Genomic DNA, 26,004 nt, shown 5'->3' with positions numbered 1-26,004 from the left:
GCCCTCGTGGCCGAGGCGTACATCATCGAGGCTGTGCGGACCCCGGCGGGCAGGCGTGGTGGCGAGCTGAGCCACGTGCACCCCGCCGATCTCGGCGCGCACGTGATCACGGCGCTGCTCAACCGCGTCGACGTCGACCCGACGGACGTGGACGACGTGATCTTCGGCTGCGTGGACACCGTCGGCCCGCAGGCCGGTGACATCGCGCGGACGTCCTGGCTGGCGGCGGGTTTCCCGGAGCAGGTGCCGGGCGTGACGGTCGACCGGCAGTGCGGGTCGAGCCAGCAGGCGCTGCACTTCGCCGCGCAGGCGGTGATGAGCGGCACGGCCGACGTCGTGGTCGCCGGTGGCGTGCAGAACATGTCGCAGGTGCCGATCGGGTCGGCCATGACGGTCAGCCCGTTCGAGGGCTGCGAGGGCTGGCGGCACCGGTACGGCGACGAGGAGGTCAACCAGTTCCGGGCGGCCGACCTGATCGCCGTGCGGTGGGATTTGTCACGGCGCGAGATGGAGGAGTTCGCGCTGCAGAGCCATCTGCGGGCGATCACCGCGATCAAGGAGGGCCGGTTCGACCGGGAGATCGCACCGGTCAACGGCGTCGCGGCCGACGAGTGCCCGCGTCCGGACACCAGTGCGGAGAAGATGGCGAAGCTGAAGCCGTTGCGGCCGGGTGGGCGCACGACGGCGGCGTTGTCGTCGCAGATCTCCGACGGTGCCTCGGCGGTGCTGGTCGTGTCGGAACAGGCCGTGCGCGACCACAAGCTGACGCCACGGGCCCGCGTGCACCACATGTCGGCCCGCGGATCCGACCCGATCTACATGCTCACCGCACCGATCCGGGCCACCCGGTACGCGCTGGACCGGGCCGGCATGTCCCTTGCGGACATCGACCTGTTCGAGATCAACGAGGCGTTCGCGTCGGTGGCGCTGGCCTGGGCCAAGGAGCTCAAGATCGACCTGGGCCGGGTGAACGTCAACGGGGGAGCGCTCGCGCTGGGCCACCCGATCGGCGCGACCGGGACGAAGCTGTTCACGACGTTGCTGCACGAGCTGGAGCGGACGGGTGGCCGGTTCGGGCTGCAGACGATGTGCGAGGGCGGCGGTCAGGCGAACGTGACGATCATCGAACGGCTCTGAGCCGGTCGATCGCCGCCTCGGCGTCCTTGACGATGCCCTCGATCAGGTCCGCGCACGTCGGCAGGTCGCCCAGCAGCCCGGCGACCTGACCGGACGCGAGCACGCCCGCGTCGGTCCTGCCCTCGACCAGGCCGGCGCGCAGCAGCATCGGCGTGTTCGCGGCCATGATCACCTGCGACCACGTGAGGTCCTTGCCGTGCTTCATGGCGAGGCCCTCGCGGATCATCGCGCGCCAGCCCAGTCCGGTGTGCCGCCGGAACCTGGCCGCGTTGGTCACGGCCCTCGCCAGGCTGCTGATCCGGCCGGACTTCTCGAGGTGCTCGACGAGGTCCGACCGCAGGACCCGGTGCGGCAGGCCGTCGACGCGCGTGGTCACGACCGTGCCGTTCAGATCCCGTTGCAGGTACGCGTGTTTCACCGCGTCCGGGACCGTGCTCTCCTGGGTGAGCAGGAACCTGGTGCCCATCGCGATGCCGGCCGCGCCGTACGCCAGAGCGGCTGCCAGCCCTCGCCCGTCGAAGAAGCCACCGGCCGCGATCACCGGGATGTCGACGGCGTCCAGCACGCTCGGGAGCAGCAACGTCGTGGCGACGCCACCGGTGTGACCGCCGCCTTCGCCGCCCTGCACGATCACGGCGTGGGCGCCCCACTTCGCGACCTTCTCGGCGTGCCGGGCCGCACCGATCGACGGGATCACGACGACTCCGGCGTCGTTCAGCTTCGCGATCATGTCCGGTTTCGGGGCCAGCGCGAAGGAAGCGACCTTCACGTGTTCGCGGATCAGCAGGTCGATCCGCTCCGGGGCGTCGTGCGCGTCCGCCCGCAGGTTCACGCCGAACGGCTCGGCCGTGCGGGAGCGGGTCTCCTTGATCGCGGCTTCGAGTTCGGCGTAGGTCATGGTGGCGGAGGCCAGGATGCCGAGCCCGCCCGCTTCGGCGGTCGCGGAGACCAGGCGTGGCCCCGCGACCCAGCCCATGCCGGTCTGCACCACCGGGTGCCGGACGCCGACCAGGTCGGTGAGCGCGGTCCTCACTGCGGGACTTCCCTGTCCCGCTTGCTCCGCGGATCGAGCCTGGTCCTGATCAGCTCCAGCTCCTCGTCGGTCGGCAGCCTGGTCTCGGTGACGTCCTGGACGACGAGCGGGAACGACGTCTGCTTCTGGACCTCGTCGACCGACACGCCGGGGTGCACGGAGACGACGCGCATCGAGTGGTCGGGGGTGTCGAAGTCGAGCACGGCGAGGTTCGTGACGACGCGGTGGACGTCGTGGAACGGCCCCGCCGCGCGGTCGTAGCCGACGCCGGACACCACGTCCACGGCCTCGACCAGCACCCGCGTGCTGTGCCGCGGCACCCAGTAGCTGGTGCGGTGGTTGACGGTGTTGCCGGGAGCACCGCGGAACCCGAGCAGCTGCCGGGTGGGCCGCGCGTGGTCACCGATCGCGGAGATGTTCTGGTTGCCGAACCTGTCGACCTGGTTCGCGCCCATCACGACGTGCCGGCGGCCGTGCGCGACGACGTCGAACACCTTCCGGTACGGCAGCCAGCCTTCCACAGTGGACTCGGGCGTCAGCAGGAACGCCTCGCCGTCGCTGAGCAGGAGGTCGGGCTCGGTGGTGAGGCGGGCCAGCTTGGCGCCGAGGGACGGGATGAGGCCCATCGGGCTGGCGAGCGTCTCCCCGGCTCCGAGGAACAGGTCGGCGCACGCGGCGACGCAGACCTCGGCTCTCGTGATGTCGCTCATCGCAGGAACCTCTCGTAGAAGTCCGGCCACTTCTCCAGGTCGGAGGCCGCTTCCGCGTACTCGCGCTGGAGGGCCTCGTCGCGGCCGTAGTCGGGCACGCAGCTGGTGAATCCCGCTCCACCCGGCGCTTCCACCACGCCGTCGACCATCATCCGGTTGAGCAGCAACGTCTGCGGAGGCCCGTCGAACGTCTCCACGACCTGCTCGCACGAGACGTAACGCCGGTCCGCGGCCAGGCAGAACAGGTCGTCGAAGTACGGGTCCGGCCCGAGGTACTGGGCGTTGCCGTGCCTGTCGGCGCGGTTGAGGTGGACCAGGGCGACGTCGAGCTTCAACGCCGGCATCGCGACCAGTTCCTCGCCGTCGTCGTAGGGCGACCGCACGGTCCTGAGCTCCGGCGCGTACTTCAGCACGTCCGAGCCGAGACCCGCCCTGATCGGCAGGAACGGCAACCGGTGCCCGGCGGCGCGCAGCCCGGTCTGGAACATGCCCTCGTCCAGTTCCAGGACCTCGATCGCACCGGTCTCGCGCGCCCGCTTGAACCACGGGTCGTACGGGATCGAGTCGAGCGAGACGAAGCCGTAGACCAGCTTGCGGACCTTGCCCGCCGCGCACAGCAGCCCGGCGTCCGGCCCGCCGTACGTCACGACGGTGAGGTCGCTGACGCCGGACCGCAGCAGGGCCTTGACCAGGGCCATCGGCTTGCGCCGCGAGCCCCAGCCGCCGATGCCGACGGTCATCCCGTCCTTGATCTCGCCGACGACCTCGTCAGCTGTCATTCGCTTGTCGCGCATGGTTTCCGTCCAGGAAGGCCTGCCGGGCGTGGTCCGACACACCGGTGAGGTTCAGCTCGAAGGTGAAGCCCTGCTCGAAGCGGTAGCTCTGGTGCACGCGCTGAGGGTCGATGCCGTTGATGGCCTCCTTGGCCGCGCGGATCACCGACGTGTCCTTCTTCGCGATCTCCTTGGCGATCTCGCGCGCCGCGTCGTCGAGCTGTGCGCGCGGCACGACCTCGACGACGCTGCCGTGGTGGTGCAGCGTCTGCGCGCTGACGTTGCGGGCCGTGTAGTACAGCGTCCGCATCAGGTGCTGCGGCACGAGTCTGGCCAGGTGCGTCGCGGCGCCGAGCGCGCCCCGATCGACCTCGGGCAGGCCGAACGTGGCGTCGTCGGACGCCACGATGATGTCCGCGTTGCCGACCAGTCCCACGCCACCACCGAGGCAGAACCCGTTCACCGCGGCGATCACCGGCACCTCGCAGTCGTACACGGCCGCGAAGGCCTTGGCGCATCCCCGGTTCGCCGCCACGAGCGCGTTGTAGCCCTCGGCGCGCTGGATCTCCTTGAGGTCGACGCCCGCGCAGAAGCCGCGGTTCCCGGCTCTCAGGATCACCACCCGCGCCTCCGGGTCCTCGCCCGCGGACGTGATGGCCTTGGCCAGTTCGAACCAGCCCTGCGAGGGGATGGCGTTGACCGGGGGATAGTCGACGGTGACCTCGATGATGCCGTTTTCGGTGTGGCTGCTGGAGATTCCCATGGAGCCGCCTTCCGAACCAAGCGATTGCTTGGTAATTTAGCAGTGCCGGAGCGACCGGGGTAGGTGCATGTGGAACTGGACCTCGACGGAGCAGTGGTCCTCGTGACAGGCGGCGTGCGGGGTGTCGGTCTCGGCATCACCCGTGGGTTTCTAGCCGCCGGGGCCGTCGTCGTGACGTGTGCGCGACGTCCCGCCGAGGTGGACGGCGCGTCGTTCGTGGCGTGTGACGTGCGGGATGCCGATCAGGTGGCCGCCCTGGTGTCCGGGATCGTCGCCGGGCACGGCCGGCTCGACGTCGTGGTGAACAACGCCGGTGGGGCGCCGTTCGCGTTGGCGGACAAGGCCTCGCCGCGGTTTCACTCGAAGATCGTCGAGCTGAACCTGCTGGCACCGCTGCTGGTGTCCCAGGCGGCGAACGCGGTCATGCAGACCCAGGCTTCCGGCGGGTCTATCGTGAACGTGAGCAGTGTGAGCGGCCGGCGTCCGTCGCCTGGTACCGCCGCTTACGGCGCCGCGAAGGCCGGACTCGACAACCTGACCTCGTCGCTGGCCGTGGAGTGGGCGCCGAAGGTGCGGGTCAACGCGCTGGCCGTCGGCATGGTGCGCACGGAGCAGTCACACCTGCACTACGGCTCTGAGGCCGGGATCGAGGCCGTGGCGAAGACCGTGCCGTTGGGGCGTCTCGCGTCGCCGGACGAGGTCGGCGCGTGCGCGGTGTTCCTGGCTTCGCCGCTGGCGTCCTACGTCAGCGGCGCGACCTTGGTCGTGCACGGCGGGGGAGAAGCACCCGCGTTCCTGACCGCTGCCGATGGGGGCTCTTCATGAACCGGGTTGTGATCGTGACGGGGGCCGGGCGTGGCATCGGCCGTGCCCACGCGCTGGCGTTCGGTGCCGCAGGGGCACGGGTCGTGGTGAACGACCTGTCCGCAGCGGTCGCGGGCGAGGTGGCGGACCTGATCGGTCCGCGGGCCGTCGTCAACACCGACGACGTCGGCACCTGGGCAGGTGCGAAACGGCTGGTCGACACCGCCGTGTCGGAGTTCGGCGGACTCGACGTGCTCGTCAACAACGCCGGCATCGTGCGGGACCGCATGGTCGTCGGCTGCAGCGAGGACGAGTGGGACGAGGTCGTCCGCGTCCACCTGAAGGGCCACTTCGCGACGCTGCACCACGCCGCCGTGCATTGGCGCGCCGTGCACAAGGCCGGGGGCGCGGTGTCCGGGCGAGTGATCAACACGTCGTCCGGGGCGGGCCTGTTCGGCAGTGTCGGGCAGGCGAACTACTCGGCGGCCAAGGCGGGCATCGCGTCGCTGACGCTGGTGGCGGCCGCCGAACTGGCCCGCTACGGGATCACGGTCAACGCGATCGCCCCGGCCGCGCGGACCCGGATGACCGAGGCGACGTTCGCGGACATGATGGCGGCGCCGGAGGACGGGTTCGACGCGATGGCCCCGGAGAACGTCTCACCGCTGGTCGTGTGGCTCGGCAGCGAGGAGGCCGGGGACGTGACAGGGCGGATGTTCGAGGTCGACGGCGGGCGCGTCTGCGTCGTGCACGGGTGGCAGCGCGGGCCGGAGATCGACAAGGGCGAGCGGTGGTCGCCCGAGGAACTGGGCGGCGTCGTGCGCAAGCTGATCGCCGACGACCACCCGACCCCGGTCTACGGAGCCGAGTAGGTTCGATCATGTGACCCGTCTGGACTCCTACAGGACCGTCTCGGCCGCGTTGTCGCTGCTCAGCGACCACGAACTCGCTGAACTGGTGAACCGCGCCGAGCCGAGAGGGGCGGGAATCGGCGGGCCGACGGCGTTGGCGGACGTCGGCGGGATCCCGGTCTTCGTGAAGCGGCTGCCGCTGACCGACCTGGAGCTGCGGCACGCCGGATCGACGGCGAACCTCTACGACCTGCCCGTGCACGCCCATTACGGTGTCGGGCTGGTCGGGTCGGCAGGCTTCGGCGCCTGGCGTGAGCTGGCCGTGCACACCATGACGACGGACTGGGTGCTGGCGGGTGAGCACGAGGGCTTTCCGCTGACGTACCACTGGCGGGTCCTGCCGCACCCCGGCCAGACGTTGTCCGCGGAACTGGATGAGGCGGTCGGCTACTGGGGGCCGGAGGTGGGTCCCCGCATCGAGGCGCTGAAGAAGTCGACCGCGAGCATCGCGCTGTTCCTGGAGTACGTCCCGCAGAACCTGCACGACTGGCTGAACGGCCTGGACGACCTCGAAAGTGCCTGCGAGATGGTCGAACGTGAGATGGCCGCCTCGGTGGAGTTCATGAACTCCCGCGGCCTGCTGCACTTCGACGGCCACTTCCAGAACATCCTGACCGACGGCGAACGCCTGTACTTCGCCGACTACGGCCTCGCGATCTCCTCCCGGTTCGACCTGTCCGAGGAGGAGATCGCGTTCTTCGCCGAGAACCAGGACTACGACCGCCACTACACCGTCACGCACCTGGTGATGTGGTTCGCGTACCAGCTGCGCTCCCAGGGAGCTCCACCACGGGTCGCGGCGATCCTCGACCGCCACAACGACGTCGCCGCGGTGATGAAGGACTTCTACCGCCGCTTCCAGCACGAGAGCCGGCGGACCCCGTACCCGGCTGCGGACCTCAGATCCGTTCGATGATCGTGCCGGTGGCCATGGCCCCGCCCGCGCACATCGTGATCAACGCCGTCGTCGCGTCCCTGCGCTCCAACTCGTGCAGCGCGGTCGTGATCAGCCGGGTGCCGGTGCTGCCCACGGGGTGACCGAGCGCGATCGCACCGCCGTTGACGTTGACCCGGTCGAGGTTCGGCCGGTGCACCGCGGCCCACGACAGCACGACGGACGCGAACGCCTCGTTGACCTCGAACAGGTCGATGTCGGCCATCTTCATCCCGCTGCGCTTCAGCAACCGCGCGGTGGCGTCGACCGGCCCGTCCAGGTGGTAGTACGGGTCCGACCCGACCAGGCACTGCGTGACGATCCTGGCGCGCGGCTTCAGCCCGTGGGCCCGCGCGAACTCCTCGTCCACCACCATCACGGCCGACGCACCGTCCGAGATCTGCGACGACGTCCCGGCGGTGTGCACGCCGTCGGGAACAACCGGTTTGAGAGCCGCCAACGCTTCGAGCGACGTCTCGCGCAGGCCCTGGTCGGTGTCCACGAGATCTTCGCCGACCTTCACCGGCACGACCTCGGCGGTGAACCGGCCCGCCGCCCACGCGGCCCGTGCCCGGTTCTGCGACTGGACGCCGAACCGGTCGACCTCCTCCCGCCCGATGCCACGCCGTTCCGCGACCCGTTCGGCGGCGACGAACTGGTTGGGCAGGTCGATGGTCCACGAGTCGGGGCGCGGCATCCCGGTCTCACCGATGTTGCTGCGCAACGGCACGCGGCTCATCGCCTCGACCCCGCACGCGACACCGGCGTCGATGGCGCCCGCCGCGATCAGGCCGGCGATGAGGTGCGTGGACTGCTGGGCCGACCCGCACTGGGCGTCGACGGTGGTGCAGCCGGTGGTGTGCGGCAGGCCCGCGTGCAGCCAGGCCGTCCTGGCGATGTTGTTCGACTGCTCGCCCGCCTGGGTGACGGTGCCGCCGATGACCTGTTCGACGGTGGACGGATCGACACCCGTCCGGTCGAGAAGTCCCCGTTGTGCCGCACCGAGGAGCTCGGCGGCGTGCAGGCCGGACAACCAGCCGTTCCGCCTGCCGATGGGCGTGCGCACCGCTCCCACGATCACCGGACTGCCCACGCGAGCCTCCTTGGCCTCAAACTAGAACACGTTCCTGTGTTGCTCCAGATTGGCCGTGTGGGGGCTTCAACACAAGCCGCAAGCGTGTTTGAATCAGATAGAACGCGTTCCACCTAGGAGGTTTCTGTGGGCAAGCCGCGCATCCCGGAAGGCTTCGACTTCACCGACCCCGACATGTACGCGAGCCGGCTGCCGTTCGAGGAGTTCGCCGAACTGCGTCAGACCGCGCCGATCTGGTGGAACTCCAAGCCGCTGGGCAAGGGCGGGTTCCCGGACGAGGGCTTCTGGGTGGTGACGAAGCACCGCGACGTCAAGGAGATCTCGCGCAACAGCGAGCTGTTCTCCAGCCGGGAGAACACGGCGATCATCCGCTTCAAGGACGACATGCCGCGCGACAACATCGAGATGCAGCGGTTGTTGTTGCTGAACATGGACCCGCCGACGCACACGAAGGTCCGCGGCATCATCTCCCGCGGCTTCACCCCGCGCGCGGTCAACAGCCTGCGGGAGGCCCTGGCCGCACGCGCTGAGCGGATCGTCGCGGAGGCGCTGGACAAGGGCAGCGGCGACTTCGTGTCGGACGTCGCGTGCGAGCTGCCGTTGCAGGCCATCGCGGAGCTGATCGGCATCCCGCAGGACGACCGCCGCAAGATCTTCGACTGGTCGAACCAGATGATCGCCTACGACGACCCCGAGTTCGAGATCGAACCGCTGACCGCCGCCACCGAGCTGCTCGGCTACTCCTGGACGATGGCCGAGGACCGGCGGAAGTGCCCGCGCGAGGACATCGTCACGAAGCTGGTCCAGGCGGACGTGGACGGCGCGGGGCTCGCGTCGGAGGAGTTCGGGTTCTTCGTGCTGCTGCTCGCCGTGGCGGGCAACGAGACCACGCGCAACGCCATCACGCACGGCATGAAGGCGTTCTTCGACCACCCCGAGCAGTGGGAGCTGTACAAGGACCAGCGGCCCGCGACGACCGGTGACGAGATCGTCCGGTGGGCCACGCCGGTGGTGTCGTTCCAGCGCACCGCGATGGCCGACACGGAGCTGAGTGGCGTGGAGATCAAGCAGGGGCAGCGCGTCGGGATGTTCTACTCGTCAGCCAACTTCGACGAGGAGGTCTTCGACCGCCCGCAGGAGTTCGACATCACCCGCGACCCCAACCCGCACCTCGGGTTCGGCGGCAGCGGCGCGCACTTCTGCGTCGGCGCGAACCTGGCCAGGCTGGAGATCGACCTGATCTTCAACGCGATCGCGGACGCCATGCCGAACATCAAGCAGGTCGCGGAGCCGCGGCGGCTGCGTTCGGGCTGGCTCAACGGCATCAAGGAGTTCCGCGTCCAGTACGCGTGAGAAACGACTGAGGCCCCTCCACCTGCGGGATGGAGGGGCCTCATGCTGTGTGGCGTCAGGTCTCGACGCGCAGGGTCGCGAGTGCTCGTTCGGTCTCCCAGAACGCCCGCATCGACTTGATCAGGCCGTCCTCGCCCACGTTGTAGACGAACACGCCCTCGGTGTCGACGCGCGCCCCACCGGGCAGGAACGCGCTGATCGTGCCCACGTTCGCGCACTCGGAGCCCGCCGCGAACGAGTCGTGCATCGCGAACTCGAAGCGCTCCACGTTGGCGATCGCGAGGTCCCAGAAGGCGGCGATCGCCTCCTTGCCGTGGTGACCCTTGCCCTCGGCGTCGAACATCGACGGACCCACCGGGTCCTCCACGACGGCGTCCTCGGCGAACAGGGCCAGCCACTCGTCCTTCTTGCCGCTCGAGACGGCTTCCATAGAACGCCACGAGGCCACGCGGGCAGGGGTTTCGGTCTTGGACGCAGTCCAAGTCACAGCAGTCACGCGAACTCTCCGATCACCTCGTCGGCGAAGCGCCGAAGTCCGTCCTTCTTGGCCTGCAGGCTGCCGTCGAAGCCGACGCCGTAGAACAGCCAGGGCACCACGATCGTGTCGGTCACGCCGATCTCGTCGAGCTGCTTGTAGCCGTCGAGCCCGAACCGGTCGATGCACACGGCCTGGATCTCGAACGGCCGCTCGAAGCAGCCGAGATCGGTGAGCTGCGCGATGACCGACCTGAGCTCCTCGAACTTGATCATCGCCGACGTCCAGCCGTCACCGACGCGGGCGGCGCGCTTCAACGCGGCTGCGGAGTGGCCACCGACGTAGAACGGCACCGGCGAAGTGGGTGCCGGCGACATCTGCAGCCGGTCGAAGTCGAAGTAGTCGCCGTGGTACTCGACCATGCCGCCGCCGAGCACGAGCTTCAGCACGTCGATCATCTCGTCCACGCGCGGGCCGCGGTTCTTGTACGGCACACCGCACCACTCGAACTCCTCCGGCGACCAGCCGAGGCCCACGCCGAAGCCGAAGCGGTTGCCGGTCATGTGCGCGACCGACCCGACCTGGCGGGCGAGCAGCAACGGGTTGCGGGAGCCCAGCTTCAGGACCTGCGTGTAGAAGTTGATGCGGGACGTCACCGCGCCCATCGCGGCCGCGGCGACGAACGGGTCCACCCACGGGGTGTCGGCGTTCCACATGCGGGAGCCGTCCGGGGTGTACGGGTAGTCCGCGGACACCTTCTCCGAGAAGAACAGGGAGTCCGGCAGCGCGATCGAGGCGTAGCCGCACTCCTCGGCGCACCGGGCCAACTCGGTCAGCTGGTCGAGCGGGCTCATGGCGATACCGACGGTGAACTTCACGGCTGCTCCGATCCGACGACCCACATGGCGAAGAACTGCGAACCACCGCCGTACGCGTGGCCCAGCGCGACCCGCGCGCCGTCGACCTGGTGGTCTCCCGCGGTGCCCATGACCTGCATGGCGGCTTCGGCGAAGCGCAGCAGGCCGGAGGCGCCGATCGGGTTGGACGACAGCACACCGCCGCTCGGGTTCACCGGCAGGCGGCCGCCGATCTCGGTCTCGCCCGCCTCGGTGAGCTTCCAGCCCTGGCCGACGTCGGTGAAACCGAGGTTCTCGAGCCACATCGGCTCGAACCACGAGAACGGCACGTAGATCTCGGCGGCGTCCACTTCGGACAGCGGGTCGGTGATGCCCGCCTGCTTCCACAACGCCCTGGCGGCGTCCTGGCCAGCCTGCGGGTTGACCTGGTCGCGTCCGGCGAACGTCGTGGGTTCGGTGCGCATCGCGGTCGCGCGGATCCAGGCGGCCTGGCCCGACGTGGGTTTCGACGAGATCACGACCGCGCAGGCGCCGTCCGACGACGGACAGGTCTCGTCGTACCGGATCGGGTCCCACAGCATGGTGGAGGCCTGCACCGACTCGACGGTGATGTCCGGTTGTTTGAGGTGCGCGTAGGGGTTCTTGGAGCCGTTGCGGCGGTCCTTGGCCGCGACCATCGCGCCCACGTGTTCGGGAGCGCCGGCGCGGCGGATGTAGGAACGCACGTGTGGTGCGAAGTAGCCGCCCGCGCCCGCGTGCACGGGCATGGTGAACGGCGTCGGCACCGACAGCGCCCACATCGCGTTCGACTCGGACTGCTTCTCGAACGCCACGGCCAGGACGCGGTCGTGCACGCCGGACTGGACGAGTGAGGCCGCCACGTTGCCCGTGCTGCCGCCGACCGAACCGGCGGTGTGCACGCGCAGCAACGGTTTGCCGACCGCGCCCAGCGCGTCCGCGAGGAACAGTTCGGGCATCATCACGCCCTCGAACAGGTCCGGTGCCTTGCCGAGGACCACGGCGTCGATGTCGGACCAGTCCACGCCCGCGTCGGCCATCGCGCGGTCGATCGCCTCGCGGCAGAGGCCCGCCATCGACACGTCGAGGCGTTTCGCGGCGTGGTGCGTCTGGCCGACGCCGACCACTGCTGCCGGTCGCATCTACTCCCGCCCTTCCATCACGCAGACGAGGTTCTGTTGGAGGAGCGGTCCGCTGGTGGCGTGCCCCAGGACCTTGGTCGCCGAGCCGTCGTGGATCCTGCGCGCGGCCTCACCGATGCGCGCCAGGCCGGCCGCGAACATCGGGTTGCCCGCCAGCACACCGCCGGAGGGGTTCACGGTCACGTCGTCACCGAGCCCGAGTGCCTGGCGCAGCAGGATTTCCTGGTGGGTGAACGGCGCGTGCAGTTCGGCCACCTGGACGCCGTCGGCGCCCGCTGCCTTGCCCGCGGCCACGGCGGAGGGAGAAGTCGTGAGGTCGCGCGTGCCGAACGACGGTGTGTCGGTGCGGTGTTCGAAGCCGGTGATCCACGCCGGACGCTCGCACAGCTCCCGCGCTTTGTCGCCTGCCGCAAGCACGATCGTGGCCGCACCATCGGTGATCGGCGCGCAGTCGTGCCGCCGCAACGGATCCGCGACGTAGGGGAGGGCCAGCAGTTCGTCGGCGTCGACCTCGCCGGACAGCTGGGCGAGCGGGTTCGAGAGGGCGGCGGAACGGCTCTGCGCGGCCACGGCGGCCATCGCGCGTTCGTCCCACAGGCCGTTCTCGATGCCCATGCGTGCCTGGATGCCCGCCAGGCCAAGCGAATCGGGCCACAACGGCGTCACGAGGTACGGATCCAGCTGCATCGCCATGACCCGCCGGAGTTGCCCGGCAGAGGACTTGCCGAAGCCGTAAACCAGGGCGGTGTCGATCTCGCCGCAGAGCAGCTTCACCCACGCCTCGTAGAGCGCCCACGCGGCGTCCATCTCGACGTGCGACTCGGCGATCGGCGGGAAGGCCCCGATCGCGTCGACCGCCGAGACGAAGGAGAACGCGCGCCCGGCCAGGTAGTCCGAGGAGCCCGAGCACCAGAACCCGATGTCGGTCTTGGTGAGCCCGAGCCCGCCGAGCACCTCGTGGAAGATCGGCACCAGCATCTCGACACCGTTGGTGGTGCCGTCCGTCTCGCGCACGCAGGGCGTCTGCGCGAAGCCGACTACCGCAATGTCACGCACGCGAGCCTCACAGGTGCTGGGAGTAGGAGTCGAACGGCGCGTCCGGCTCGCCGGACGGCCTGAAGTGGTCGATGTTCTGCATCGTCGGGCCCCACTCCTCGCGCGGCTTCCACACCGCTTCGACGCGCATGCCCATCCGCACGTCCTCCGGTGCGACACCGAGCAGCAGGTGCAGGAACGGGATGTCCGCGCCGTCGAGCAGCACGTACGCCGAGACGTACGGCGGCGGGATGCGCTGGCCGAGGAACGGCACGTTGACCACGCAGTACGTCGTGATGGTGCCGTGGTCGGACAGCTCGATCTGGTCCGTCGTCGGCACACCGTCCACGGGGCAGGCCGGGCGCGGCGGGAAGTAGACCTTCTCGCACACCGGGCAGCGCTGGGCGATCAGCCTGCCTTCCATGAGGCCGCGCAGGAACGGGTCCTCCGTCGGCGACGCCGAGTGCGTGTAGTGCAGGTTCACCGGCGTGGTGACCATGGTGACGTCGTCGGCCTTCGCGGGCGGGTCGGCCGGTTCGTCGGAGATCTCGAAGCACTCGATGTCGGTGATGGCGCCGACGCGTTCTGGGCGCCACCTTGCGCGCACGCGTGTTCCGGTCGCCATCTGGTCCGGTGAGCCCGCGTCGACGGCGTGCAGCAGCGAGGTGTCCGCGCCGTCGAGCTGGATCAGCGCCCACGCGAACGGCCGGTCGAGCGGCTGTCCTTCGAGGGGCTCGGGGATCCACGACCACCCGCGCACGACACCGGTCGCCGCCACGTCCACGAACTCCTGCAGACGTTCGGCGGTCACGGGGTCGTACTCGAGCGGTGGCACGTGCACGCGCCCGTCGCTGCCGCGGATCCCGGTCACCTTGCGGCGGCGGAGATCCGAGAGGAACCGGCCCAGCGTCGGGCCGAGGGAGCGCGTGTAGTCGAAGCCAACGTCGAGCGGAGCACTCAGCGGCCGAGTCACAGATCAAAGTGAAACAGGTTCTCGAAATGGTGGCAAGATGGGTGCATGAAGCTCGGTCTGCAGCTCGGGTACTGGGGCGCCGGTCCGCCTCAGAACGCCGCCGAACTCGTGGCGGCGGCGGAGAAATTCGGCTTCGACGCGGTGTTCGCCGCCGAGGCGTGGGGCTCGGACGCGTTCACCCCGTTGGCGTGGTGGGGATCCGGGACTTCGCGCGTGCGGCTCGGCACGTCCGTCGTGCAGATGTCGGCGCGCACGCCCGCCGCCTGCGCGATGCACGCGCTGACCCTGGACCACCTCTCCGGTGGACGGTTCGTGCTCGGCCTGGGCGTGTCCGGGCCGCAGGTCGTGGAGGGCTGGTACGGGCGGCCGTTCGCGAAACCCCTGGCCAGGACCAGGGAGTACGTGTCGATCCTGCGGCAGGTGATGGCTCGCGAGGCGCCGGTGCGCAACGACGGCCCGCACTACCCGTTGCCCTATCAGGGGCCCGGCGCTCTGGGGCTCGGCAAACCGCTCAAGCCCATCACCCATCCGCTGCGCGCTGACCTGCCGATTTGGCTCGGTGCGGAGGGTCCGAAGAACGTCGCGCTGACGTCGGAGATCGCGGACGGGTGGCTCGCCATCTACTACGCGCCACGGCTCGCCGGCATGTACGACGAGTGGCTCGACCAGGGGTTCGCCAAGTCAGGCCGTAGCAGGGAGAACTTCGAGGTCGCGGCCACCTGTCAGGTCGTCGTGACGGACGATCCGGCCTCGGTCAGGGCGATGCTGAAGCCGTTCGTCGCTTTGTACATCGGCGGAATGGGCGCGCCGGGGATGAACTTCCACGCGGAGGTGTTCACCCGCATGGGATACGGCGAGGTCGTCCAGGACGTCGGCAGGCTCTTCCAGGCCGGGCGCAAGGACGAGGCGGCGCAGGTGGTTCCGGACGAGCTGGTGGCCGAGATCAGCATCGTCGGCAACGCGGAGCACGTGCGCGAGGAGGTCCGGCGGTGGGAGAAGGCGGGCGTCACGACGCTGCTCGTCGGCTGCCGCGACGTTGCCTCGATCAAGGCCTTGTCGGAGGCTTGTCAGTAGGTGAAACGCGTTCTACTTTGAGGGTGTGGTCACAGGACTCTGGAACATCGCTGCCGATCAGCCGGACCTGACCGCGCTGGTCGATCCGAGTGGTCGCGAGATCACCTATTCGGAGCTCGCGGACACCGCGAACCGCTACGGACGCGGGTTCCGGGCACTGGGGCTCGAACCCGGCGACAGCATCGTGCTGATGCTGCCCAACAGCGCCGATCTGGTGTCGGTGTACTTCGCCGCCTTCCAGACCGGCCTCTACGTCGTGATGGCCAACTGGCACCTGACCGGGGCCGAGGTCGCGTATCTCGTGCAGGACAGCGGTGCCAAGGTTTTCGTCGCCCACGAACGGTTCGCCGAGGCGGCCGTCGAAGCCGCGGCGGGTCTTCCGTCCGAGGCCAAGTTCGCCGTCGGTGAGATCGCGGACTTCACCCCGCTGACGAAGCTCGGCGAGGGCGAGGAAGGCAGGCCCGACGGCCGCACCACCGGGTCGCCGATGCTCTACACCTCCGGCACGACCGGCCGCCCCAAGGGCGTGCGCAGGCCGTTGACCGGCGCCGACCCCGACGTCGTGCCGCCGTCGGCCGCCTGGTTCTTCGGCATCTTCGGGATCAAGCCGCACGACGGGCACGTGCACCTGTGCGGGTCGCCGCTCTACCACACGGCGGTGCTCAACTTCGTCGTCATCTCGATCCAGCTCGGCCACACGACCGTGCTCATGGACCACTGGGCGCCGGAGGACATGCTGCGGCTGATCGAGCAGCACAAGGTCACCCACAGCCACATGGTGCCGACCCAGTTCCACCGGTTGCTGGCTCTGCCGGACGACGTGAAAGCCAAGTACGACATGGGTTCGCTGCGCGCGATGATCCACGGCGCGGCGCCGTGCCCGCTGGAGGTCAAGCGCCGCATGCTCGACTGGTGGGGGCCGGTCGTGATCGAGTACTACGCGGCCACCGAGGGCGGCGGCACGGCGATCACCGCTCAGGAATGGCTGCGCAAGCCGGGATCCGTCGGCCTGCCCTGGCCGACGTCCGAGATCAGGATCCTGGGCGAGGACGGCACCGAGCTTCCGGTCGGTGAACAGGGCCTGGTCTACATGCGGATGGGCGACGCGACCTTCGAGTACCACAAGGACGCGGAGAAGACCCGGGCCGCGCGCGTGGGCAGGCTGTTCACGTTGCAGGACATCGGCTATCTGGACGAGGACGGCTACCTGTTCCTGTGCGACCGCAAGAACGACATGATCATCTCCGGCGGGGTGAACATCTACCCGGCGGAGATCGAGGGTGAGCTGATCTGCCATCCCAAGGTCGCGGACGTGGCGGTGTTCGGCGTGCCGCACCCGGACTGGGGCGAGTCGATCAAGGCCGTCGTGCAGCCCGCGGACGGCGTCGAGGCTTCCGAGGCCCTGACCGAGGAGCTGCTGGAGTTCGCACGGACTCGCTTGGCGAAGTTCAAGCTGCCGCGGACGGTCGAGTACATGGCCGAGCTACCGCGCGATCCGAACGGCAAGCTCTACAAGCGAAAGCTGCGCGACCTTGCGTGACCTCATCAAGATGACGCCGGCCGAGGTCGAGACCTTTCTCCAGGGCCAGAAGACGTTGATCGTCGCCACCATCGGCCGCACCGGCCTGCCGCACCTCGCTCCGATGTGGTTCGCGTGGGTGGACGGCGAGCTCGTCTTCTGCACGGACCGCAAGTCGCAGAAGATCGTGAACCTGCGACGGGATCCGCGCTGCAGCGTGCTGGCCGAGGCGGGGGAGACCTACGACCAGCTGCGCGGCGTGCACATGGAGGGCGTCACCGAGTTCACGCCGGACCTCGGCCGGGTGGTGGACGCCGTCGTGGCACGCAACTTCGGCGAGGTCGGCGCCGACCCCGAAGCCCGTGAAGCGTTGCGGAAGGCGATGTCGCGACGCGTCGCCGTGATCTTCCGTCCGACCAAGACCGCCAGCTGGGACCATCGAAAGACGATGTCTGGAGTGAACCCGTGAACCTGAACCGCCGTCAGGTGCTCGCCGGAGCCGGTCTCGCGCTGGCCTCCGGACTGGTCAGACCCACCGCAGCCTCCGCCGATCTCGGCGAGTTCGACGTCGTGGTGGTCGGCGCGGGCGCGGCCGGCATGACCGCCGCGCTGACCGCCGCCAAGCGCGGCCTGAGCTGCGTGGTCGTGGAGAAGGCGCCGACCTACGGCGGCTCGGCCGCTCGCTCGGGCGCGGGCATCTGGATCCCCAACAACGAGGTGATCCTGGCGGCCGGTGTGCCGGACACGCCCGCGAAGGCCGCGCAGTACATGGCGGCGGTCGTCGGGGACATCCCGCTCGTGCGGCAGCAGGCCTACCTGGCGTACGGGCCGCAGATGATCTCGTTCGTCATGCGCAACAGCCCGCTGCGCTTCCGGCACATGGACGGCTACAGCGACTACTACCCGGAGTACCCCGGCGGCATCGCGAAGGGCCGTTCGATCGAGCCGGAGATGCTCGACGGCCGCGTCCTCGGCGCCGAGCTGGCGAACCTGAACGCCCCCTACCTGGCCACGCCGGCCGGCATGGTGATCTACGGCGCGGACTACAAGTGGCTCGCGCTGGCCCTGGTCAACGCGAAGGGAGCGGCGACCGCGGCCGCCGCCCTGGCGCGTGGCACCGCGGCAGCCCTGGCCGGGCAGAAGCCCCTGACCATGGGCCAGGCGCTGGCGGGCGGCCTTCGCGCGGGTCTGTTGCAGTCGAACGTCCCGGTCTGGCTGAACACCGGTCTGACGGACCTGATCGTGGAGAACGGCGCCGTCAGGGGAGTGCTGACCTCGCGGGGGGCCGTGCGCGCACGGCGTGGCGTGATCATGGGTTCGGGCGGCTTCGAGCACAACGCGGCCATGCGCGCCCAGTACCAGCGCCAGCCCATCGGTACTCAGTGGACGGTCGGCGCGAAGGAGAACACCGGCGACGGCCACCGCGCGGGCCAGCGGGCCGGTGCGGCGCTCGACCTGATGGACGACGCCTGGTGGGGTCCCGCGATCCCGGTGCCCGGCACCCCGTACTTCTGCCTGGCCGAACGGACGCTCCCCGGCGGCCTGATGATCAACGCGGCCGGCCGCCGGTTCGTCAACGAGGCCGCACCCTACAGCGACGTCGTGCACGTCATGTACGACAAGAACCCGGCCGACCCGTGCATCCCGGCCTGGCTCGTCGTCGACCAGAACTACCGCAACAGGTACCTGTTCGCCGACGTGGCACCGACCCTGCCGCTGCCGGACGGCTGGTACCAGTCCGGCGCCGTGGTGAAGAACTGGTCGCTCGACGGCCTGGCCTCGGCCATCGGCGTCCCCGGCGCGAACCTGAGGTCGACCGTCAGCCGGTTCAACAACCAGGCCATGACCGGCCGGGACCCCGACTTCAAGCGCGGCGACAGCGCCTACGACCACTACTACACGGACCCGGCGGTCTTCCCGAACTCGTGCCTCGCACCGCTGTGGGCGCCGCCGTTCTACGCCTTCAAGATCGTGCCCGGTGACCTCGGCACCAAGGGTGGTCTGGTGACGGACGCGCGGGCCCGTGTGCTGCGGCCGGACGGTTCGGTGATTCCCGGTCTGTACGCGGCGGGCAACGTGAGCTCGGCCGTGATGGGGCGGAGCTACGCCGGGGCGGGGTCGACGATCGGGCCCGCGATGACGTTCGGGTACATCGCGGCGAACGACGTCTAGGGGCAACGGCAGTAGGTGGGCACGTCGGTGAACCGCACCTCGTCGGTGATCTGGACGAACGGCCAGCCACCGGTCTCCGCGAGCAGGAGATCGGTGGTCGTGCTGTCTCCGGCGACGAGGCACACGGTTCTCCCCTCCGTCAGCGCGGTCCTGACCGCGGCCGTGAACTCCGCGGTGCCCTTGGGATGGCCGACCTCGCCCGAGACGAACACGCGCTGAAACCGGTCGGCCAGGCCGGACAGGCGCAGCTTCGCGCGCTGGAGTGACCGGCAGCCGTCCGTGGCGAGCCACAGCTCGTGGCGTTCCCGGAGTGAGTCCAATGCGGACTCGACGCCGGGGAACGGCCGTACCAGCTCGCTGCGCAGTCTGCGGAAGGCCAGAGCGGCGTCTGCGGCGTCGGCGGAACTTCCCAGATCGTCCAGGGCGAGTCGCCACGCCCGCACGTCGTTGCCGACCAGGGCTCGGATGGTCGCCTCCGGCATCGGCAGTTCGTGGAAGTCCGCCCAGAGCGCCTCCCACGAGGCGACCCGTTCGACCTCTCGGTGTGCGACGTGCGGGTTGCCGCGCCACTCCCGGCGGGCGGCGGCCAGCACGGTGTCGACCGCCTGGTCGCCGGAGGCGATCGAGAGTTCGTCCAGCACGGCGGAGACGGCGGCGCGTGCCGCGGTGCCGTCCGGGATCAGGCAGTCGTCGAGGTCGATGATGGCGACGGCGCGGGTCATGAACAGACCCTCGCACACGCGAGCGTCACTCCCACACCGTGACCTGACCGGTGATCGTCGTGCTGTCCACGGCGGTGACGTCGACCAGGAAGGTCCGGCCGCCGGGTGTCCTCCCGCAGACCCGGCTGCCGGCGACCAGGTTCGTGGCGTCCCTCGTCCCGCGCTGGGAGATGCCGGTGTCGCACTCGGCCCTGCCCGGGGTGCCGTCGCCGGTCCACTCCACCAGCCAGTAGTTCTCGTCCCCGTGGAGACGGCCGGGCGTCAGAGGCCAGACGTTCATGCCGTCCATGCCGCGAGGTTGTTGGAGATCGAGGTTGTAGCTGCCGAACGCCACGGTGCCGCTGAACCGCACGCCGTCGCCCGTGGACACGGGTGGGAGTGTGGCCGCTTTGGCGACGGTCGTCGTGATGACCGGTGGGACGACGGCCGGTGCACTGACGGTCTGGCGCGCTGTCGGGACGATCGGGGCCGGTCGGCCGGCCGTCGTCGTGGCGGGCAGGACCCCGGCGGAGACCGGTGCCGTGGTGACGGCGGCCTCGGCCGAGTTCGCACCGGTGACCGCCGCGGGCGTCTCCCTCGTCGGCTCGCCAGAAGGCGACAGCTTCGTCGCCAGTGTGGACACAGCCGCGACGGCGACCACCACCGAGGCGGTAGCACCCCAGAACGCCTTGCCCCGCTTGGGCTTGTCGGGAGCACCGAGGTTGAACGCGATCGACCCGGCCTGGAACGCCGTGCCGCTGACGTTGCCCTCGATCTCGTTGCCGGTCTCCTGATCGGCGTGTGTCACGACTGGCCCCTGCCCCGGACTGCGGATGTTCGACTCGCAGATCGGAGCGGTGCCGCCAAGTGTTACGGACACGAACGAATTGGTCCGGGAGGTGTCTACCGGCCCTTGAACTCCGGCTTGCGCTTCTCCGCGAACGCCCGCGGACCCTCCTTGGCGTCCTCGCTGGAGAACACCTCCATGCCGAGCCGAGCGTCCACTGTGAACGCCTCGTTCTCGTGCATGACCTCGGTCTCCCGCATGGTCTGCAGGATCTTCCGCACCGCGATCGGGCCGTTGGCCGTGATCAGCGCAGCCAGCTCCATGGCTTTGTCCAAGGCCTGACCGTCCGGCACCACGTGCCCGATCAGCCCGATCTCCTTCGCCTCGGCCGCCCGGATGTGACGTCCGGTCAGCAAGAGGTCGGCCGCGACCGTGTAGGGGATCTGGCGCGGCAACCGCACCGCCGAGCCGCCCAGGGGGAACAGACCCCAGCGCGCCTCCGAGACGCCGAACCGCGCGCTCTCACCGGCCACCCGGATGTCGGTCGCCTGCAGGATCTCCGTGCCGCCGGCGACCGCGGGGCCTTCCACCGCGGCGATCAGCGGTTTCGTCAATCGACGTCCTTTGAGCAGTGGCGCTATGACGGAGAAGTCGAACTTGCCGGCGTTCTCGCTGGGGTGGTTGGACGTCATCGCCTTGAGATCCGCGCCCGCGCAGAACGAGCCACCCGCACCGGTCAGGACGCAGACGCGGACGTCCGGATCGGAGTCCACCCGGTCCCACGCCTCCTTCATGATGGCCAGCATGGGGCCGGACAGAGCGTTGCGGACCTCCGGGCGGTTCATCGTGACGACCAGGACGTTGCCGGCCAGCTCCACCAACGCATGGGGTTCTGTCGTGGTCGTCATTCACGGGCCTCCTGGATCGAGTCTGACCGCACGGGGGATTGTCCAGAACAGTAACACGTTCTACTTTGCGTACCATGGCCCTCAACGTCGCAGACCTCGTTGAACACGCCGCCGACACCGTGCCCGACAGGACCGCGCTCGTGTGCGGGTCCAAGCGGGTCACCTACGCCGAGCTGGAGTCGCGAGCCAACAAACTGGCTCATCACCTGGCAAAGAACGGCGTGACGCAGGGTGCGCACGTGGGGCTCTACGCGCGCAACTCGATCGAACTCGTCGAAGCCATGCTCGCGGTCTACAAGCTGCGTGCCGTGGCGATCAACGTGAACTACCGCTACACCAAGAACGAGTTGCAATACTTGTTCGGTGAGGCGGATCTGACCGCTCTCGTACACGAACGGCGGTACTCGCCGTTGGTCGCGGAGGTCGGTGCTCCCGGCCACACGGTCGTGATCGACGACGAGACGGACGAGGACTTCGCCGGCGCCGACTACGAAACGGCACTCGCCGAGGAGTCCGGCGAGCGGGACTTCGGGCCGCGCAGCCCCGACGACCTCTACATCCTGTTCACCGGTGGCACGACCGGCATGCCCAAGGGCGTGATGTGGCGGCACGAGGACGTGTGGCGCACGCTCGGCGGCGGCATCGACTTCGTCACCGGCGAACGGCTGACGGACGAGTGGCAGCAGGCCAAGGCGGGCAAGGACTACGGGCTCATCCGGCTGTGCCTGCCGCCGCTGATCCACGGCGCGGCGCAGTGGGCCGTGCTGGGCGCGTTGTTCAGCTGCAGCACGGTGGTGCTGGTGCCCAAGTTCGACCCCGCCGAGATCTGGCGGGTGATCGAAAGGGAAAAGGTCCAGGTCGCCGTCATCACCGGCGACGCCATGGGCCGGCCGCTGATCGAGGAGTTCCAGCGCGGCACGTACGACGGCTCGTCGCTGTACATCCTCAACAGCAGTGCCGCGTTGTTCTCCTACACCGTCAAGAAGCAGTACCACGAACACCTGCCGCACACGACGCTGCTGGAGTCGATCGGGTCGAGCGAGACCGGGTCCACCGGCATCGGCGCGGTGCCCAAGGAGATCGTGAAGACCGACGGCACCAAGGTGAAGCTCAACGAGGACACCATCGTCATCGACGACGACGGCAACAAGCTCGAGCCGAAGCCCGGTGTCATCGGCAAGCTGGCGCGCGGCGGTCACATCCCGCTCGGCTACTACAAGGACCCCGAGAAGACCGCACGGATGTTCGTGGAGGTCGACGGCAAGCGGTTCACCGTGCCCGGCGACTTCGCCCGGTTCGAGGAGGACGGCGACGTCACGTTGCTGGGGCGCGGCAACACCTGCGTCAACACCGGCGGCGAGAAGGTGTTCCCCGAGGAGGTCGAGGGGGTGCTGAAGTCGCACCCGGACGTGTTCGACGCGCTCGTGATCGGCATCCCGGACGACCTGCTCGGCCAGCGCGTCGGCGCGATCGTCCAGCCGCGCGACGGCGCCACGCCGACGCTGTCCGAACTGGACGCCCACGTCCGCGAGACCCTCGCCGGCTACAAGGTGCCGCGGTCGCTGTGGCTCGTCGCCGAGATCGGCCGCACCCCCAGCGGCAAACCCGACTACCAGTGGGCGAAGCGCCACGTGGAGGATCATGCGCACCAGCCTGTGTGACGAGCTGGGCATCGAACATCCCGTCTTCGGCTTCACGCCGTCCGAGCACGTGGCGGCGGCGATCAGCCGGGCAGGCGGGCTCGGTGTCCTCGGGTGCGTGCGGTTCAACGACGCGGAGGACCTCGACCGCGCGTTGACGTGGATGGACGAGAACACCGACGGCAAGCCGTACGGCGTCGACATCGTCATGCCCGCCACCGTGCCGAAGGAAGGCACGCAGATCGACCTGGCCAGTCTCATCCCGCAGAGCCACAAGGAGTTCGTGCAACAGACGTTGCTGAAGCTCGGTGTGCCACCGCTGCCGGACGGCGAGGGCGGCGAGGGCGTGCTCGGCTGGCTGCACTCGGTCGCGCGCTCACACGTCGACGTGGCCCTGGCACACCCGATCCGGCTCATCGCGAACGCCCTCGGCTCACCCCCCACCGACGTCATCGAGCAGGTGCACGCGGCCGGTGTTCCGGTAGCCGCGCTGGCCGGCAAGGCCGAGCACGCGCGGCGGCACGTGGCCAACGGCGTCGACATCGTGGTGGCGCAGGGGTACGAGGCCGGCGGGCACACCGGCGAGGTCGCGACGATGGTGCTGGTGCCGGAGATCGTCGACGCCGTGGACGTCCCGGTGCTCGCCGCCGGCGGCATCGGGTCGGGACGGCAGGCCGCCGCCGCGATGGCGCTCGGTGCGTCCGGCGTGTGGATGGGCTCGTACTGGCTCACCACCGCCGAGTACACGCTCGGGAACTCCAGCACGCAGCAGGCGTTGCTCGCCGCCGGTTCCAGCGACACCGTCCGCACCCGCATCTACACCGGCAAGCCGGCGCGGTTGCTGAAGACGCGGTGGACCGAGGCGTGGACGTCCGCGGAGGCACCGGACCCGTTGCCGATGCCGTTGCAGAACATCCTGGTCAGCGAGGCGCACCTGCGGATCGCCCGGTCCGACGACCCGTCCGTGGTCTCGATGCCGGTCGGCCAGGTCGTCGGGCGGATGAACGAGGTCCGCCCGGTCGCGGAGGTCCTCGAGGACCTGCTGGCGGAGTTCGACGCGACGGTCGAACGCCTCACCAAGCTGCGCTGAGTTTCAGGAGCTGGGCGGTCGCCCCGCCCAGCTCGAACTCGTTGCGCTTCGCCGCGGTGAAGTAGCGGTGCACGTCGTGGCTCATGTCGATCCCCGTGCCGCCGTGGACGTGCACGGCGGTGTGCGCCACGCGGTGCCCGGCGTCGGCGGCCCAGAACTTCGCCGTCGCCACCTCTTCCGCCGCGTCCAGGCCCTCGGAGAGGCGCCAGGCGGCCTGCCAGAGGGTCAGGCGGATCGCCGCGACGTCGATGTACGCATCAGCGAGCCGTTGCGCCACGGCCTGGAAGCTGCCGATCGGCCGGTCGAACTGCACGCGGGTCCGCGCGTACTCGGCCGTCAGCTCCAGGGCGCGTTCGGTGACGCCGAGCTGCAGAGCGCACAACCCCAGCGTGTAGCGCGTGATCAACCAGTCGGGGGACAGGCCGGGCACCACCTCGCCGGTGCCGGAGAACGCGAAGCTCCCCGCGTCCGAGCCGTCCACGAGCTCCTGGGGAGTGATCTCCAGCTGCTCCGCCTCGACGAGGAACACCTGCTCTTCCTGCGCGACCAGGAACGTGGCCGCCTCCGACGCGAACGGCACCGTCGTCTTCACGCCGCCGGCCTCCGACAGCGCCACGGACAGCACGGTTCCCGGTGTCAGCCAGCGTTCGCGCTGGTCCGGGGTGCCGAACTCGGCGAGCGCCGACGCCGCGACCGTGGTGGGCAGGTAGGGCACGGGGGAGACCGCGCGGCCCAGCTCGACCAGCACCGAGCACTGTTCCAGCACCCCGAACTCGTCGGGCTGCTCCGGCAGGACGCCCGACTTGACCAGGTCGAGCCAGGGCGTGTCAGACGAGTCGAGGATCTTGCGGGTCAGCGCGGCCAGCTCGCGCTGGGCCTCGGTGAGTGTGAAGTCCACGAAGTCTCCTTACCGAGGCACAGCGGGCAACCCGAGGCCCACCCGCGCGATGATGTCCCGCTGGATCTCGTTGGTGCCGCCGCCGAACGTCAGGATCAGCGACGACCGGTGCATGCGTTCCACACGGCCGTGCAGCAGTGCTCCCGCGGAGCCCGTGCGCACGATCCCGTTGGCGCCCAGCACCTCCATCAGCAACCGGTAACCCTCGGTCGCGAACTCGGTGCCGAACACCTTGGTCGCGGAGGCTTCCGCCGGTGACGGGGCCTCGTCGGAACCGGACGCGATCCGCCAGTTGACGAGCTTGAGGAACTCCGTCTTGGCGTGCACGCGGGCGAGGTGCAGGCGCACCCATTCCTGTTTCACGGCACCGGTTTCGTCCGCCCATTGACGAACCTCGCGCAGCGCGGTCTGCAGCGGCGCGGCCGAACACAGGGCGACGCGTTCGTGGTTGAGCTGGTTGGTGATGAGCTTCCAGCCCTTGTGCTCCTCGCCGACGAGGTTCGTCGCGGGCACCCGCACGTTGTCGTAGAAGGTGGCGCTGGTCGTGGGCCCGGACATGGTCGGCACGGGCGTCCAGGAGAAGCCGGGAGCGGTGGTCGGCACCATGATGACGCTCAACCCCCTGTGCCGCCGCGATTCCGGGTCGGTGCGGCAGGCCAGCCAGACGTAGTCGGCGTACTGGATGAGGCTGGTCCACATCTTCTGGCCGTTGATCACGTACTCGTCGCCGTCGCGGACCGCCCGCGTGCGCAGGCCCGCGAGGTCGGTGCCCGCCTCCGGTTCGGAGTAGCCGATGGCGAAGTGCAGCTCGCCGGACGCGATCTTGGGCAGGTAGAACGCCTTCTGCTCGGGCGTGCCCAGGGACATGATCGTCGGGCCGATGGAGTTCAGCGTCAGGAACGGCACCGGCGCACCGGCGGCGGACGCCTCGTCCAGGAAGATCAGCTGCTCGATCATCGGGCGGGCCCGGCCGCCGTACTCCTCCGGCCAGCCGATGGTCAGCCAGCCGTCCAGCCCCATCTGGCGGACGGTGTCCTTGTAGACCGCGGCGTCGCCGTAGTCGCCGCCACCGGCGAGCCCGGCCTTGCGTTCGGGCGTCATGAGCGCGGCGAAGTACGCCCGCAACTCCTGGCGCAACTGCTCCTGTTCGGGCGTGAAACCGATGCGCATGACCGCTACTCTAGAACAAGTTCTACTTGATGTC

At 69.4% G+C, this 26,004-nt stretch carries 26 protein-coding genes; 11 read left to right on the top strand and 15 right to left on the bottom strand.

The features are described from left to right. Nucleotides 1–6 precede the first annotated feature (6 nt). Nucleotides 7–1,137, top strand: a complete 1,131-nt coding sequence (locus tag SK571_RS09820; protein WP_319983709.1) for an acetyl-CoA C-acetyltransferase — start codon at nt 7–9, stop codon at nt 1,135–1,137. Here the strand turns inward: SK571_RS09820 and SK571_RS09815 are convergent. From SK571_RS09815 to SK571_RS09800, 4 genes are read right to left on the bottom strand one after another with little or no spacing between them, the layout of a single operon-like run. Continuing rightward, on the bottom strand, nt 1,121–2,170 hold the full coding sequence (locus SK571_RS09815) for an NAD(P)H-dependent flavin oxidoreductase (RefSeq protein ID WP_319983708.1): 1,050 nt from the start codon (nt 2,168–2,170) through the stop codon (nt 1,121–1,123). The two genes, SK571_RS09820 and SK571_RS09815, sit on opposite strands and share 17 nt — an antisense overlap. Next, complete coding sequence (locus SK571_RS09810; RefSeq protein WP_319983707.1) at nt 2,167–2,880, bottom strand: CoA-transferase subunit beta; 714 nt, start codon at nt 2,878–2,880, stop codon at nt 2,167–2,169. The genes SK571_RS09815 and SK571_RS09810 overlap by 4 nt, the downstream gene beginning before the upstream one ends. Beyond that, the gene (locus tag SK571_RS09805) at nt 2,877–3,674 is read right to left on the bottom strand and encodes a CoA transferase subunit A (RefSeq protein WP_319983706.1); all 798 of its coding nucleotides are present in this window, start codon (nt 3,672–3,674) and stop codon (nt 2,877–2,879) included. The genes SK571_RS09810 and SK571_RS09805 overlap by 4 nt, the downstream gene beginning before the upstream one ends. Continuing rightward, nucleotides 3,649–4,416, bottom strand: coding sequence for an enoyl-CoA hydratase family protein (locus tag SK571_RS09800; RefSeq protein WP_319983705.1), 768 nt, complete (start codon nt 4,414–4,416; stop codon nt 3,649–3,651). Before SK571_RS09800 ends, SK571_RS09805 begins: the two co-directional genes overlap by 26 nt. Before the next feature lie 63 nt (nt 4,417–4,479). Between SK571_RS09800 and SK571_RS09795 the strand changes: the two genes are divergently transcribed. Genes SK571_RS09795 through SK571_RS09785 form a run of 3 tightly spaced genes read left to right on the top strand, consistent with a single transcriptional unit; the run spans nt 4,480 to nt 7,047 of the window. Continuing rightward, nucleotides 4,480–5,241, top strand: a complete 762-nt coding sequence (locus SK571_RS09795; RefSeq protein WP_319983704.1) for an SDR family oxidoreductase — start codon at nt 4,480–4,482, stop codon at nt 5,239–5,241. After that, nucleotides 5,238–6,092 (top strand): SDR family oxidoreductase, encoded by an 855-nt coding sequence (locus SK571_RS09790; RefSeq protein WP_319983703.1) that lies wholly within the window; start codon nt 5,238–5,240, stop codon nt 6,090–6,092. The genes SK571_RS09795 and SK571_RS09790 overlap by 4 nt, the downstream gene beginning before the upstream one ends. Before the next feature lie 10 nt (nt 6,093–6,102). Beyond that, nucleotides 6,103–7,047, top strand: coding sequence for a BUD32 family EKC/KEOPS complex subunit (locus SK571_RS09785; RefSeq protein ID WP_319983702.1), 945 nt, complete (start codon nt 6,103–6,105; stop codon nt 7,045–7,047). Here the strand turns inward: SK571_RS09785 and SK571_RS09780 are convergent. Then, entirely contained in the window at nt 7,031–8,158 is a 1,128-nt protein-coding gene (locus SK571_RS09780; protein ID WP_319983701.1) for a steroid 3-ketoacyl-CoA thiolase, read from the bottom strand. The genes SK571_RS09785 and SK571_RS09780 overlap by 17 nt on opposite strands. Nucleotides 8,159–8,284: 126 nt before the next feature. On the opposite strand from SK571_RS09780, the gene SK571_RS09775 reads away from it, so the two are divergent. Further along, nucleotides 8,285–9,511, top strand: coding sequence for a cytochrome P450 (locus tag SK571_RS09775; protein WP_319983700.1), 1,227 nt, complete (start codon nt 8,285–8,287; stop codon nt 9,509–9,511). Nucleotides 9,512–9,566: 55 nt separating this feature from the next. Here SK571_RS09775 and SK571_RS09770 read toward each other — a convergent pair whose 3' ends face one another. The 5 genes from SK571_RS09770 to SK571_RS09750 form a co-directional block, all read right to left on the bottom strand. Next, nucleotides 9,567–9,941: a nuclear transport factor 2 family protein gene (locus SK571_RS09770; protein ID WP_319983699.1), complete on the bottom strand. Its 375-nt coding sequence runs from the start codon at nt 9,939–9,941 to the stop codon at nt 9,567–9,569. A gap of 62 nt (nt 9,942–10,003) precedes the next feature. Next, nucleotides 10,004–10,864: a TIGR03619 family F420-dependent LLM class oxidoreductase gene (locus SK571_RS09765; protein ID WP_319983698.1), complete on the bottom strand. Its 861-nt coding sequence runs from the start codon at nt 10,862–10,864 to the stop codon at nt 10,004–10,006. Continuing rightward, the gene (locus SK571_RS09760) at nt 10,861–12,003 is read right to left on the bottom strand and encodes a thiolase domain-containing protein (protein ID WP_319983697.1); all 1,143 of its coding nucleotides are present in this window, start codon (nt 12,001–12,003) and stop codon (nt 10,861–10,863) included. Before SK571_RS09760 ends, SK571_RS09765 begins: the two co-directional genes overlap by 4 nt. After that, on the bottom strand, nt 12,004–13,059 hold the full coding sequence (locus SK571_RS09755; protein WP_319983696.1) for a thiolase domain-containing protein: 1,056 nt from the start codon (nt 13,057–13,059) through the stop codon (nt 12,004–12,006). Nucleotides 13,060–13,066: 7 nt separating this feature from the next. After that, nucleotides 13,067–14,011: a Zn-ribbon domain-containing OB-fold protein gene (locus tag SK571_RS09750; protein ID WP_319983695.1), complete on the bottom strand. Its 945-nt coding sequence runs from the start codon at nt 14,009–14,011 to the stop codon at nt 13,067–13,069. Nucleotides 14,012–14,056: 45 nt separating this feature from the next. On the opposite strand from SK571_RS09750, the gene SK571_RS09745 reads away from it, so the two are divergent. Genes SK571_RS09745 through kstD form a run of 4 tightly spaced genes read left to right on the top strand, consistent with a single transcriptional unit; the run spans nt 14,057 to nt 18,776 of the window. Next, complete coding sequence (locus SK571_RS09745; protein ID WP_319983694.1) at nt 14,057–15,085, top strand: LLM class F420-dependent oxidoreductase; 1,029 nt, start codon at nt 14,057–14,059, stop codon at nt 15,083–15,085. Between the two features lie 25 nt (nt 15,086–15,110). Further along, nucleotides 15,111–16,625 (top strand): acyl-CoA synthetase, encoded by a 1,515-nt coding sequence (locus tag SK571_RS09740; RefSeq protein ID WP_319983693.1) that lies wholly within the window; start codon nt 15,111–15,113, stop codon nt 16,623–16,625. Continuing rightward, nucleotides 16,618–17,073 carry a pyridoxamine 5'-phosphate oxidase family protein gene (locus SK571_RS09735; protein ID WP_319983692.1) on the top strand — a complete coding sequence of 152 codons (456 nt, stop codon included), beginning with the start codon at nt 16,618–16,620 and terminating at the stop codon, nt 17,071–17,073. The genes SK571_RS09740 and SK571_RS09735 overlap by 8 nt, the downstream gene beginning before the upstream one ends. Then, a complete protein-coding gene (gene kstD / locus SK571_RS09730; RefSeq protein WP_319983691.1) occupies nt 17,070–18,776 on the top strand; it encodes a 3-oxosteroid 1-dehydrogenase in 1,707 nt (568 codons plus the stop codon). Before SK571_RS09735 ends, kstD begins: the two co-directional genes overlap by 4 nt. Here the strand turns inward: kstD and SK571_RS09725 are convergent. The 3 genes from SK571_RS09725 to SK571_RS09715 all read right to left on the bottom strand — a co-directional run bounded on the left by SK571_RS09725 (nt 18,773) and on the right by SK571_RS09715 (nt 21,172). Further along, on the bottom strand, nt 18,773–19,498 hold the full coding sequence (locus tag SK571_RS09725; protein WP_319983690.1) for an HAD family hydrolase: 726 nt from the start codon (nt 19,496–19,498) through the stop codon (nt 18,773–18,775). The two genes, kstD and SK571_RS09725, sit on opposite strands and share 4 nt — an antisense overlap. 25 nt (nt 19,499–19,523) lie before the next feature. Continuing rightward, complete coding sequence (locus tag SK571_RS09720) at nt 19,524–20,285, bottom strand: hypothetical protein (RefSeq protein WP_319983689.1); 762 nt, start codon at nt 20,283–20,285, stop codon at nt 19,524–19,526. Nucleotides 20,286–20,380: 95 nt separating this feature from the next. Continuing rightward, nucleotides 20,381–21,172: a crotonase/enoyl-CoA hydratase family protein gene (locus SK571_RS09715; protein ID WP_319983688.1), complete on the bottom strand. Its 792-nt coding sequence runs from the start codon at nt 21,170–21,172 to the stop codon at nt 20,381–20,383. Nucleotides 21,173–21,246: 74 nt separating this feature from the next. On the opposite strand from SK571_RS09715, the gene SK571_RS09710 reads away from it, so the two are divergent. Beyond that, complete coding sequence (locus SK571_RS09710; protein WP_319983687.1) at nt 21,247–22,833, top strand: acyl-CoA synthetase; 1,587 nt, start codon at nt 21,247–21,249, stop codon at nt 22,831–22,833. Continuing rightward, nucleotides 22,814–23,902, top strand: coding sequence for an NAD(P)H-dependent flavin oxidoreductase (locus SK571_RS09705; protein ID WP_319983686.1), 1,089 nt, complete (start codon nt 22,814–22,816; stop codon nt 23,900–23,902). The genes SK571_RS09710 and SK571_RS09705 overlap by 20 nt, the downstream gene beginning before the upstream one ends. Here the strand turns inward: SK571_RS09705 and SK571_RS09700 are convergent. After that, nucleotides 23,886–24,800, bottom strand: coding sequence for an acyl-CoA dehydrogenase family protein (locus tag SK571_RS09700; RefSeq protein ID WP_319983685.1), 915 nt, complete (start codon nt 24,798–24,800; stop codon nt 23,886–23,888). The two genes, SK571_RS09705 and SK571_RS09700, sit on opposite strands and share 17 nt — an antisense overlap. 9 nt (nt 24,801–24,809) lie before the next feature. Then, complete coding sequence (locus SK571_RS09695) at nt 24,810–25,970, bottom strand: acyl-CoA dehydrogenase family protein (RefSeq protein WP_319983684.1); 1,161 nt, start codon at nt 25,968–25,970, stop codon at nt 24,810–24,812. Nucleotides 25,971–26,004: the final 34 nt, after the last annotated feature.

The sequence above is a fragment of the Lentzea kristufekii genome (genome assembly GCF_033949925.1).
GTDB classification, from domain to species: Bacteria; Actinomycetota; Actinomycetes; order Mycobacteriales; family Pseudonocardiaceae; genus Lentzea; species Lentzea kristufekii.
Note: the sequence above shows the minus strand (reverse complement) of the source record. Positions and strands in the feature narration are given on the sequence as shown.